Origin of the sequence: Streptococcus henryi DSM 19005 (assembly GCF_000376985.1) — a bacterium.
Classification (GTDB): domain Bacteria; phylum Bacillota; class Bacilli; order Lactobacillales; family Streptococcaceae; genus Streptococcus; species Streptococcus henryi.
On record NZ_AQYA01000012.1, the window covers coordinates 1 to 13,287 of the forward strand.

At 36.3% G+C, this 13,287-nt stretch carries 8 protein-coding genes and 1 pseudogene; all 9 read left to right on the plus strand.

Going from position 1 to position 13,287, the window contains the following annotated elements; genetic code table 11:
- Positions 1–1,715 (plus strand): annotated as a pseudogene (locus tag F601_RS13205) (hypothetical protein); the annotation flags it as partial.
- Between the two features lie 368 nt (positions 1,716–2,083).
- Positions 2,084–3,298: an accessory Sec system protein translocase subunit SecY2 gene (secY2, locus tag F601_RS0100440; RefSeq protein WP_018163717.1), complete on the plus strand. Its 1,215-nt coding sequence runs from the start codon at positions 2,084–2,086 to the stop codon at positions 3,296–3,298.
- Between the two features lie 8 nt (positions 3,299–3,306).
- The gene (asp1, locus tag F601_RS0100445) at positions 3,307–4,860 is read left to right on the plus strand and encodes an accessory Sec system protein Asp1 (RefSeq protein WP_018163718.1); all 1,554 of its coding nucleotides are present in this window, start codon (positions 3,307–3,309) and stop codon (positions 4,858–4,860) included.
- A gap of 8 nt (positions 4,861–4,868) precedes the next feature.
- Positions 4,869–6,419 (plus strand): accessory Sec system protein Asp2, encoded by a 1,551-nt coding sequence (gene asp2 / locus F601_RS0100450; protein WP_018163719.1) that lies wholly within the window; start codon positions 4,869–4,871, stop codon positions 6,417–6,419.
- Positions 6,409–6,855, plus strand: coding sequence for an accessory Sec system protein Asp3 (gene asp3, locus F601_RS12090; protein ID WP_018163720.1), 447 nt, complete (start codon positions 6,409–6,411; stop codon positions 6,853–6,855). Before asp2 ends, asp3 begins: the two co-directional genes overlap by 11 nt.
- 7 nt (positions 6,856–6,862) lie before the next feature.
- Complete coding sequence (secA2, locus tag F601_RS0100460) at positions 6,863–9,253, plus strand: accessory Sec system translocase SecA2 (RefSeq protein ID WP_018163721.1); 2,391 nt, start codon at positions 6,863–6,865, stop codon at positions 9,251–9,253.
- A gap of 10 nt (positions 9,254–9,263) precedes the next feature.
- Entirely contained in the window at positions 9,264–10,769 is a 1,506-nt protein-coding gene (gtfA, locus tag F601_RS0100465) for an accessory Sec system glycosyltransferase GtfA (RefSeq protein WP_018163722.1), read from the plus strand.
- Positions 10,766–12,073, plus strand: a complete 1,308-nt coding sequence (gene gtfB, locus F601_RS0100470; protein WP_018163723.1) for an accessory Sec system glycosylation chaperone GtfB — start codon at positions 10,766–10,768, stop codon at positions 12,071–12,073. The genes gtfA and gtfB overlap by 4 nt, the downstream gene beginning before the upstream one ends.
- 133 nt (positions 12,074–12,206) lie before the next feature.
- Positions 12,207–12,851 (plus strand): HAD family hydrolase, encoded by a 645-nt coding sequence (locus F601_RS0100475; protein WP_018163724.1) that lies wholly within the window; start codon positions 12,207–12,209, stop codon positions 12,849–12,851.
- The last annotated feature ends 436 nt before the right edge of the window (positions 12,852–13,287 follow it).

The window sequence follows — 13,287 nt, forward strand, 5'->3', positions numbered from 1 at the left end:
AAGCGAAAGCAGCAATTGAAGCTGCCAAAGCAGCGGTTCAAGCCGCCGAAGCCGCTAAGACCGCCGCCGGAGACGTCGTTACTCCAGCAGAGAAAGCTGAAGTCGATACTAAGATTGCGGAAGCTAACCAAGCGATTCAAGCCGCTGAAGCAGCTATTGCGGATTACGCAGCAGCCGAACCAGAAGATGCTCAAACGTTGACCGACGAGTTGTCAAGCGTCAAAGCGCCTGATACCGTTACCGTCACCGATAAAGACAGCGATGGTAAGTTAGACAGCGTTGAGAAATCCGAAGCGCTAAGTACCTCATCAAGTAATAGTGCAAGTGTTTCAGTATCTGGTAATCTTTCTGACAGTGATAGCGTCTCAGTGTCTAACAGCGACTCAGTAAGTGATGCTGCAAGTACTTCAACGTCAGCTAGTGATGTTGTAAGCGCAACTGAATCACTCAGTAGATCAATTAGCACTAGTATCTCAGCCTCAATCTCACTCTCAAGTTCAGAGTCAGAAAGCACAAGTTCTAGTTTGAGTACGTCAACCAATGCATTATTATCAGCATCGACAAGCACAAGTACTTCAGCTTCAGCATCTGTTTCAACGTCTGAGTCAGTAAGCACAAGCTTGAGTGAGTCTTTAAGTACTTCATCAAGCGACAGTGCAAGCGATTCAGTCTCAGAAAATCTTAGCGATTCAGATTCTAAGAGCGACTCAGTGAGTGAAATCTCAAGTAGTTCAATGTCAACCAGTGGTACTGAAAGTCTAACAGAATCACTCAGTGGTTCACTCAGCGTCATTCCAAGTGAATCAGAAACGTCGAGTGCTTCATCAAGTAATAGCGCAAGTACTTCAGCTTCAGAATCTGTATCAAGTTCTGAGTCGGTAAGTACAAGCTTGAGCACGTCAACCAGTGCATCATTGTCAGCATCGACAAGTACAAGTACTTCAGCTTCAGAATCTATTTCAAGTTCAGAATCAGTAAGTACAAGCTCTAGCTTGAGTATGTCATCCAGTGACACTACAAGTGCTTCAGTTTCTGAGAACCTTTCTGATACTGTTAGCGACTCAGACTCAGAGAGTGTTACAACAAGCACTTCAATGTCAACCAGTGATACTGAAAGCAACTCAGTTTCTACAAGTGAATCTTTGAGTGACACATCAAGTGTCTCTAATTCTCTGAATGTACCGACCTCTACGAGCTCATCAGAATTTGATAGCACCTCAGTCAGCGATTCTGTTTCAGAGAGTGATAACTTATCTGTAGTTATCAGTGATTCATTATCAACGACAACAAGCACTTCTACATCTGAGAGCGATAGTGTTAGTGAGGACAATTCAATTAGCGTCAGCGAATCTGTAAGTGTCAACACTTCGACTAGTGAGTTTCTTTCATTAGAAGGAAGCTTGTCAACATCAATTAGCCTTGCAATGAGTCAACTTATCAACGATTTATCATTGAGTGAAAGTTCAATTGTTCAAAGTGCAAGCTTAGCTGAGTTAGAACAGCTTCAAAGTGAACTTAAAGCTTTTGTAAGCAATCATGATGAGTCAATCAGTATTAGTGAATCAATTAGTCAAATGACTTCAGAATCTGAATATGTTTCATTAGATCCGAGTTTGTCAATAGCTATGAGTGAGTCCTTGAATCAAGTTCTTAATAGTCTATCTTTGACAGCTGATGGCATGATGGGCTTATCTGGAATCGGTCGTGATCTGTAATTAATACTCAAATAAAATCCAAATCAGACGAGGAAGTGAGACGAAGACAGTACTAGAGTACGACAAGTCGAAACTGACATCTACCATTTTGATTTTAAAAGAGTATAAATATTGTACTCATGGATAGTCATCATTAGCTTACGTAAAAACTTACATCTTTAATCAATCTGATAAAGTGATATCGGATACATTAGTATAGTATTGTGTTATAATAATGTTAGTAGAGTTATTGAACTGATCATGCCCAAAGACTTGAAAGGTATCTTTCTACTCAATGTTAGTAGAGAGATACCTTTTATTATTTGTAGGGAAATAAAGTGGGGAAACGTATAAGTATGATGAAAAAATCAAAAAGATGTCGGCAAAATATGTTTTTTGCGAAAAAGTTGGGGATGACTGTTTTTGTGATTTTCCTTTTACTTTTAGGACAACATATAACATTGCCTTTTGTTAAGAGCTCAGATTATTTTTCAACAAGTCAACGTCTATTTTCTTTAACCAGTAGTTTGACCGGGGGTAATTTAACCAAAGTTAGTCTCTTTTCAATAGGGTTGAGTCCATATATGACAGCTGTTTTGGTTTGGCGATTGACACATGTCAATAGTTCAGACGATAAGAGCTCAATTCACTTGACGGAAAGACGAATTAAGTTACTTGCCCTAGCTATGGCAGCTTGGCAATCTTTTGCTGTTGCAATCAATTTAGATTTCACGGTTAAATTCAGTCAACCAATTTTGCAAGTGCTTTTTGTTCTTCTTCCTGTTTGTCTTATTCTGGTTACGGGTTCTTTTGTAACCTTATGGATTGGTAATTTAAACACCAAATATGGGATTGGCGGTATTACTTTAATTATCTTATTAAATATGGTCCATCAATTAATTAACCAATTCACATCGTTCTTAGAAAAATACCATTTTCAATATTTTGTTGCTTTACTTCTCTTGTCTGGGCTTATTGTTGCCCTTGCAACTTTGTCAGAGAAGGCTGAATACCGTATAGGAATCAATCACCCAAGTATATATAGTAGTGTGGCAGACGAGTCCTATCTTCCTATAAAGGTAAATCCAGCAGGGGGCTTACCAATTATGTATGCCATGACACTCTTGATGCTTCCCCAATACATCATCTTAGGATTGAATTTTTTTACAAAGTCTGATTTAACGCATTCAGGATGGTTAATTCACTTCACAACGACACGACTTTCAGGAATCTCTATTTATCTGACCCTTGTTTTTCTATTAGCGATTATCTTTTCAATTTTCAATATCGATCCTCGTCGTCTTGCTGAACAGATGCGCAAAGAAAATGATTATATTGAACATGTCAATCCAGGAAAACCGACGCAGATATATATTAGAAAATTAGCAACTTTTTTTGGTGTTTTTTCGGGAATCTTTATGGTACTTATTGTGGGAACACCTTTGATAATCGCTTATCACTCCCCTGAATACCAAACTTATGCTGTTCTTCCTGGATTGTTTGTGATGTTGACAAGTATAACCTTGAATATTATCGAGGAAATAAGAGGAATTCGGATTAGTCGCAATTATAAATCCATTTTTGCAAGTACACAGAAAGAGTAATACTAAATATGATTTATTTTATTCCTGCTTGGTATAATCAAAGGCGAACATGGTACTTTAACTCACGTCCATGGTCTCAAGAGCAGAAGTTAGTGCGCTTTGATGATATTTCCAGTCATTTTGAGCGATTTTCAAGTGCAGGAGAAAAGTGCCAGCTTATTGTTAATAATTATGAGCCGCAGTTACGCTATTTCATGCACCGTTTAGAAATTCTTGAGCGAAATTTTATCAATGTATTTGATATTATCCAAGATTTAAATACTATAAAAAAAGAGCAAGGTCAGGTTGATTTTTATACACAATTTCCTTGGCCAGAGGGTATTGAGTTTATTAACACACCTTTCTCAGTGCTTGGCTATCTTAATGGAAAATTGTATGCTCAAATCGAGTTTGGGGATAGTGGTCAGCTATTTTGGATTACCATTTTTGAAAATAATTTACCAAGTCTTCGTTATATTTTTGATGATCGAGGCTTTATTTCCAGTAAGCTGGTGTATGATCAATCCGGTAAATATCATTATCAAGATTATTACAATGGTGAGGAAGAATGGCAAATCCGTGAATTCTTCCCTCCATATGGTAATCATGTTGAGGTTGCTGAAGAAGCTAGAGAACGTTTTTTGAAAAGTCGTTACGAAACAATGACTGATCTTGTTTTTGAAGTTGAACGCTTAATTCTTGACCAAAATGATGAACCAGACGATATCATCTTCTTGGCTGAAGATGATCGACATACAGGTCCTATTTTGGAAATGAAATCCCGAAAAAAAGTAATCTATTCTTTTTTCCAGGGGAGAAATTCGCATGATATTAGCCAAGAAGTGCAACACCATTTACAGAATGTTGACTCTGTTATTGCTAATTCAGAATCGCTTAGAAAGTCCTTACAAGAGTATACGAATGTTCCAGTTAAAAAAATTCCTCTATTTGATGCCCGCCTTGATTTAGGTAAGAGTCGTCAAATGAAAGAATTAATTGTCTATTTTAGGCTAGATGGTTTAAGGAAATCCTCTTATCAGGCAGTATTTAATGCCATCTTACGTTACATGAAGGAAAATAAATTGGTTTATTTACGAATCATTTCCTTTGAATCAAATGTACAGGAACAACAGAGTATTCGAAAACAACTCACAGAGATTTTTGAAGCTAGCGATGATAAGTGTTTGGTATTGACAGAGGAAGATACTCATAACTCGGAAAATTCTCTTCAGGCTACTGAGGGTAAAAGTCGCGTTCAGTTGATTTTTATGACTGCTGCGGATGATATTATTAAGTTGTTAAATGATTGTCGTGTGATTATTGATGGAGCAGATGATGCTGATTTGTACACCCATATCGCGGCTATCAGCGCGGGCATTCCACAAATTAATCGATTTCCATCGGAGTTTGTAACCCATGAACAAAATGGTTATATTGCAGAAACTCCTGAGGGAATCTATGATGGATTAGATTATTTTCTATCAGAGATGACAAACTGGAACCGTGCCCTGACAGACTCTATTCAGAAAACACTTCAGTATTCTAATAGTAATTTACTCGCAGATTTGATGGAAGGCTTGTAGGTTTAAGTATGGCAAAAGAAATCATAACAGTTTTGCAGATTGGAGAGGCCAATTGGGAAGGGAACTACCCTTTCCCAGATAATATTGAATGGCTCTATATTCCCAAAAACAGTATTACTGATTTTTTAGAAAAATACCAATCCGAAAACGACAAGTTCAAACGTAATATCAACGTTGTCCTATTAACAGATGCCAGTTACGACAACTCTGTCATAGGATTAAAAGATTACATTGAACCTTATTCTTTACTTTATACAACTAAGATTACACCAGATTCAGTCAGTGATGAAGTTCGTACATTCTTTATTCAGCAGATGGCTTATCCTGTCAATACAGATCAGCCAGCAGAGCTAGTTGACCTCATTTCACATACCTTTTTCAGTAAGCAATACGGAGATAAATTTCAGACAGAGCACTTGCTCGTTTCTCGTTCTTTCCAAGGAAGTATCCGCTATGATGGAAATGCCTATGTTCAATTAGAAGGCAGCTTTGGGGAGCGTTTTACACAGATTGCAAACTATGTTTATAATATCCCTAAAGATGAGAAACCACTTGAATTTTGGCCAGAGTATATTAAAACAGACAATTGTTTTGTTCAATATCGTATTCAGATGATTCGACTAGGTTCTAACGATATTCTATCTGAAATTATTATCAACGAAGAAGAACTAGATAAGCCATTTTATTTGAAAAACAAACTTGAAGGTTATTTGCACATTAGTATCTTGGCAAAAGGAAAAGGAACTCTCAAACTGGGACCAACGCACTATCGCTTCAGTCGTTATCATTTTGGGAAGCTTCTTCCCGGCGGAGAGATAACTGCAGATAGCAATAGACAAGAAATTTTTCACTACTTCCACCCAGGAAACTTTACACCGCCTTTAAATGTCTACTTCTCTGGTTATCGTACCGCTGAAGGATTTGAAGGTTATTGGATGATGAAGAGTCTCAACAAGCCATTTTTATTACTTGCTGACCCTAGGTTAGAAGGTGGATCTTTTTATATAGGATCAGAGGAATACGAAGAAACTATCAGACGTGTCATTCAAGACAGTCTGGATTTCTTGGGATTTGAACGTTCTCAAATGATTATGTCAGGCTTGTCAATGGGAACTTATGGTGCTCTTTACTATGGAATTGACTTTGCACCTCATGCCATAGTAGTTGGTAAACCATTAGTTAATTTAGGAACAATGGCCTATAATGAGCGTATTATAAGACCAAGTATTTTCCCAACATCTTTGGATTTGTTAAAACAATACACTTCGGAGCATTCTGACAATTATCAAAAGGAACTCGATAATCGTTTTTGGAATAAATTTGAGAAAGCTGATTGGTCGCAAACTCAGCTGAGAATTGCATATATGAAAAATGATGATTATGATCGAACAGCCTTCTATGATTTATTAAAGGAAACACGAAAAAATGGTGTTAAATTGATTGGGAAAGGCTGGGTAGGACGTCATAACGATAATTCAGGGGCTATAACACAATGGTTTATTAATCAATATCGGCATATTATAGCAACAGATTTTAGTGGAGATAAGGATGAAAGCTAAAATATATTGGAGACAGACAGATTTATCAACCTTTCGCTATGGATCAGATGTCCAATTTCGTAAAGGTGTTGTCTATTTTAAAAATCTACTTATTCCGGCAGGCGAAGCTATTCATCGTTGGGATTCAAAGACACACTATCAGAGGGATCGTAAACAGCCAATGTTACCTCTACTTTTCCGTAATCGACATTATCAAATCCACTTAGAGGCAGAGATAGTTCCTGAAGATACCGTTTATGTTAAATTGGAATATTATGATCGTTCAGATAAAATGATAAAATCTGAAATTTTACGTGGGAAAACAGCTCAGTTTACTTATCCGAACGAAGCTTACTCTTATTCTATACAGCTATTTAATGCAAGTGTGACGGAGTTAGCTTTCCGATATATTGAGATATCTAGTATTTATGCTACCCCATTAGTAACAAAGGAGTGAATTTGAAATGGGATTTAAGCTTATTTCTTTTGACTATTTTAGGTTGAATAAAATTAAATTAATACTCAATAAAGTAAATGCCCAAGCTTCTTCAATGGCTAGATTAACAGATGAAGAACTTAAACAAAAAACAGCCGAATTTCGAGAAAGATACCTAAGCGGTGAAAGTCTAGATTCCTTATTACCAGAAGCATTCGCAGTTGCTCGAGAAGCTGATAAGCGTGTTTTAGGTATGTACCCTTATGATGAACAGGTTATGGGAGCCATTGTATTGCATCAGGGTAATGTTGCCGAAATGAAAACCGGAGAAGGGAAAACTCTTGTGGCTACTATGGCTCTTTACCTGAATGCCATTTCAGGTAAAGGAGCTATTTTGGTGACAAATAATAGTTACCTTGCACGTCGAGACGGTGAAGAAATGTGCCCACTCTATCAATTTTTGGGACTTTCAACTGCGATTGGTCTATCAGAGGATCCAAGCCAGACCCTTACCGTCGATGAGAAGAAACAAATTTATAATAGTGATGTTATCTATACAACAAACAGTGCCTTAGGTTTCGATTATTTGATAGATAACTTGGCAGACGCACCAGAAAAGAAGTTTTTACGAGACTTTAATTATTGTATTATCGATGAAGCAGATGCGGTGCTTTTGGATGCTGCTCAGATGCCTCTGGTTATTTCAGGTGCTCCACGTGTTCAATCAAATCTTTATAAAATTTGTGACAATTTTGTTTATACTCTTGTTGATGAGACTTATTATCACTTGGATATTGAAAAGCAAGAGGTTTGGTTGACGCAAAAAGGAATTGATGAAGCCAGAAAGTTCTTCGCAATGGAGCATCTGTATGTTAGTGATGATAATCACCGAGAACTAATTCGTCATATTACCCTAGCTTTACGAGCGCATAAACTTTACACAAAAAATAAAGATTACGTCATTGAATCAGGTGAAGTCAAGCTGATCGATAAACGAGAAGGCCGTATTTTAGAAATGACCAAGATGCAGGCAGGGCAACATCAGGCTTTAGAAGCAAAAGAAGGTCTAGAAACCTCACAAGAAATGCGTGCCATTGCTTCAATCACCTATCAAAATCTATTCTTCTTATTTGATAATTATGGTGGAATGACTGGTACCGGAAAATCTGATGAGGATGAGTTTATCGAGATATATGATAAAGAGGTAATTCAAATTCCAACTCATAATAAATTACGCCGTAAAGATTTGCCTGATCGTATTTTTACAACTTTACCTGAAAAAATCTATGCCTCAATTGAATTGGTCAAAGAATTACATGGTAAGGGGCAGCCAGTGTTATTAGTAACTGGCTCCGTAAAAATGTCTGAAGTGTATTCAGAAATTCTATTATTCGAGGGGATTCCTCATAACATTTTAAATGCACAAAGTGAATCAAAAGAAGCACGTATTATTGCTGAAGCAGGTCGCGAAGGCAGTGTTACCGTAGCGACAATGATGGCAGGTCGTGGAACTGATATTAAGTTAACAGCTGAATCGAAAAAATTAGGCGGACTTGCTGTAGTTATCACAGAACGTATGGAAAGTAAACGAATGGACCTTCAAATTCGCGGTCGTTCTGGTCGCCAAGGAGATCCAGGATTTAGTCAATTCTTTGTTTCTCTTGAAGATGACTTGTTGACGGAGTGGGGACGTGCCAGTCTTCAGGATTATTACAAAAAACAAGTAACTCATAGAAATGTGACCAACCCTGAAGAGCTACTCTCGACTTACTTCCAAAATAGTGTTGAACAAGCCCAGCATGCTAGTGATGCTTATGGACGAAATTCTAGAAAAGATACCTTACAGTTCGATGATAGTCTCAAATTGCAACGTCAAATCGTCTATTCAGAACGCAACCGTATTCTCAGTAATGAATCCGCGCAATATGATTTGCGAGAAATTATCGTTAGTTTTGTCGATGAGACCCTTCAAAAATACGGAAAACAAATTAGCCAGAAAGATTTATTAGATATCATTTTAACCAACATCAGCTATGATTTTGATAATAGTTTCTTTAAACAAGAAGACTATACGATTTCTGAAGCGAGACAACTTATCCTAGAGTTAGTTGATAAACAACTTGATGAAAAAGACAGTTTGTTAACGACGGATAAACAGAAAGAATCTTTTAAACGTATTGTCTTATTGAAAGCTATTGATGAATGTTGGATTGAAGAAGTAGATTATCTTCAGCAATTGCGCGTGCTAGTGTCAAGTCGACGAGCTGCGCAGAGAAATCCGGTTTTTGAATATCACAAAGAGGCATTAAAGGCATTTGATAATATGTTAAGTGATATCAAACTATTCGTTGTCAGAAACAGCTTGCTGAGTGACGTGACGATTGAAAAAGGTGAAAAAATGAACATTTACTTTGCTTAAAGGAATCTTTATGACCGTTTATAATATTAATTTAGGAATTGGCTGGGCAAGCAGCGGCGTTGAGTACGCTCAAGCCTATAGAGCAAATGTTTTTAGAAAAATAAAACAAGCAGCTAAATTTGTCTTTACAGATATGATTCAGCAAGAAAACATTGCACATTTAACTAGAAACATTGGTTTTCAAGATGATGAAATTATCTGGCTGTATACATACTTTACAGACATTAAAATTGCCCCGACCTCAGTCAATCTATCAGAAATTAAGGCAAAAATTCCTGGTAAGATGACTCGCATGGAGCAAAATGGCAAAATTGTGAGATGTTTTTATGATGATAACCAATTTTTCTTTACAGCTTATTTAACATATGATGATCAAGAATTGGTTGATCGCGTTGAATATGTTTCACGTGGCAATCTTATTCGTAAAGATTATTTTTCTTACACAAAAGTCTACTCAGAATACTACAGCCCAAAAGATAATAAGGCACATCTTGAAAAAAGACATTTTTTTAATGAAGATGGATCAATTGCCTATGAAGAAATTATTGATGGAGATAAGAGCGTTTTTCGTTTTCCAGATAAGATTTTGTATTCAAAAGAAGAATTGATTGCATATTTTATGGACAGTCTTGAACTAACTTCCCAAGATACAGTTATACTAGACCGTTCAACGGGAGTTGGCCAGCAAGTTTTTCGACACCATGGTCAAGCTAAATTGGGTGTTGTTGTACATGCTGAGCATTTTAGTGAAAATGTCACAACAGACCGTAATATCCTTTGGAACAATTATTACGACTACCAATTTACAAACGCTGATGTTGTAGATTTCTTTATTACAGCCACAGATGACCAGAACACCCTATTAGCGGAACAATTTAATAAGTATCTCAAGAAGCAACCGCGAATTGTTACTATACCTGTTGGTAGCATTGATCACTTGTGTTATCCAGAAAGTCGCAGAAAAGATTTTAGTTTGATTACAGCCTCTCGTTTAGCATCAGAAAAACATATCGATTGGTTAGTAAAAGCTGTTATTGAAGCTCACAAAGTCTTACCAGACTTAACTTTTGATATCTATGGTAAAGGTGGAGAGGAAAAATTGCTACGCGAAATTATCAGTAATGCTTCTGCGGAGTCATATATTTCTCTGAAAGGACACCAAGACTTATCTAAAGTATATGCTGACTATGAGCTATACTTAACAGCTTCAACTAGTGAAGGATTTGGCTTAACATTGATGGAAGCAGTGGGTTCAGGATTACCTTTGATAGGATTTGACGTCAGATATGGAAATACAACTTTCGTGAAAGACGGGAAAAATGGTTTTTTGACGCCCAAAGAGAAGGACCCTGTAGAATCTAGAATTGTAGAATCCTTTGCCTCAAAAATAATTGAGTATTTCAGTTTAGAAGACAGAGAGCCTATGCACCAACATTCTTACGAAATTGCAAGGGCATATTTGACGCCAGTCATTGAGGAAAAATGGGCAGAGCTGCTAAGGAGTCTCGGACAATGATAAATCTATTTGATTACTACTCACAAGAAAGTTGGGATTTACACTATTCCCTGCTCTCTTCAGGTTACAAACATCCAACTGTGGTTATCCATGATGATGGATTTCTACCAGATGATGTTACTTCACCTTATCAGTTCATCACTGGATTTGATAAGGTTGAAGGACATCCGCTCTATTTTAATGAAATAAAAGTACCAGATTTGTGGGAAATAACTTCAACAAGTCAATCTGGACAAATCTATGAGTACAATAAATTAAGAGCCAATATCACTTATTCTAAGCCTTCCTATCGACGCTTTGTCAAAGAAGTTCAATGGTTAGATGAAAATGGAAAAATTTTTACTGTAGATAAGTATAATAAGCAGGGCTATTGCTTTGCAAAAACTGCATATGATTCACAAGGGAAACCAACTTCAACAACCTATCTTACAGAAGATAATAAAGAAGTTTTAGTTGAAAACCACAAAACTGGAGATTTGATCTTAAATCAAGATAATAATATCCTAGTTTTTAAAAACCAGATAGAATTTGTATCCTATTATCTAAGAATTTCAGGTTTTGATACTAGTCGTATCTTGTACAATTCGTTGGCGACACCATTCTTTGTGGCGCACCAAATGGGACACACTAAAGGTGATATCCTTTTCTGGCAAGAGAATGTCAGACCAGATATTCCTTATAACATGGAATTACTTTTAGAGAGCAGTCAAACTAAAATTGTAGTTCAAAATTGGGCTTCTTATGAAAAAATCAAGGAAATACTGCCTAATGAAGAGCGTTTATCATATTTGGGCTATCTTTATCCTAAGAGACGCCAAAACTTATTACGACCAAATATCCTTATTTTGACGAACTCTGATAATATAGAACAGTTAACAAGATTAGTAGAACAGCTTCCACGATTCAACTTCCATATTGGTGCAATTACTGAAATGTCTAGTAAGTTACTCGCTTATTCAAAATATGATAATGTCAAGTTATACCCAAATATTAGTGATGAAAAGTTAGAACTACTAAAACAAAAATGTGATATTTATTTAGATATCAACCATGGGAATGAAATTTTCACAGCAACTCGTTCTGCATTTGAGCAAGCAATGCTAATCTTATGCTTCAAAGAAACACAACATCAAAGCAAGTACATAGCAGAGCAAAACAGTTACTGGATTAATGAAGTGGATCAAATGATTCAACACTTAGAAAAAATCTATGAAAACCCGACAGCTTTCAAAGAGTCCCTAGATGAGCAGTATAAGGCGCTTAAACTAGGAAATGAAAACTCTTATAAACAAATCATCGAATAATGACAATGAGAGAGAATTCCCAAACTCTCTCTTTTTGTTATAAAATGATTTTACGTCTATAGCGTATTTATAGAAAGAAAATATTTGAAATCGATTCCAAAAATAGTTAAAATATTATATACGGAGGAGAATTATGGAAAAAGTAGTAATTTTTGATATGGACGGTGTTATAGTAGACTCCGAATACACATTTCTAGGAACAAAAACAGAAATGTTAAGAGACGAAGGAGTTGAAACAGATATCTCCTATCAATACCAATATATGGGAACAACCTTTGAGTTCATGTGGCAAAAAATGAAAGAGGAATTCAATCTACCAAAATCAGTAGAGGAATATATCTCAGACATGAATGCTCGTAGAGAAAGAATAATCAAAAAAGATGGCATCAGAGCCATAAAAGGTGCTCGAAAGTTTATTCATTGGCTACATGACAATAACTACAGACTTGCAGTTGCTTCATCATCCCCGATGAAGGATATCAAACGTGTTCTGAAAGACTTAGAAATCGAAGAGTGTTTCGAATATAAAGTTACTGGTGACGATGTTGCCCACTCAAAACCAGCTCCTGATGTATTCCTAAAAGCTGCTGAACTTCTTAAAGTTGAGCCATCTATCTGTACAGTAATTGAAGATACGAAAAATGGAAGCAGAGCAGCAAAAGCAGCGGGAATGTATTGCTACGGATTTGCTAATCCAGACTATCCAGTACAAGACCTAAGCGCGGCAGATAAAATTTTCACAAATTACGAAGACCTTTACCAAGAATTTCCCAAATAAATAATGAATATTTTTCAAGAAAAAACGCTGAAAAGAAAACGATTTTCAATTTTTTTCAAAAAAATTGAAAATCTTATTGACAGTCATAATTAAGTTTAGTATACTAATCTAGTTCCAAAAATTGAGTGAACTTAACAGCTTCTTTTGAAAAAAATTTCAAAAAAGTTGTTGACATGAAACTCTGACTTTGGTATACTAAGTAAGTTGTCAAAAGCCAGACGGTTAAGAGAGTTGAGCAAAAAAAATCTCACAAAGTTCTTGACAGAGCGTTTAGGATTTGATAGAATAATAAAGCTGTCAAACGAGAGCGGTAAAGCATTTGTCAAAACTTTTTTTAAAAAAAGAGTTGACAAACTTGCTAGAGTTTGATAGACTATAGAAGTTGTCTTAAAGAAGACAAAGACCTTTGAGAACTGAACAAGAAGACGAACCAAAC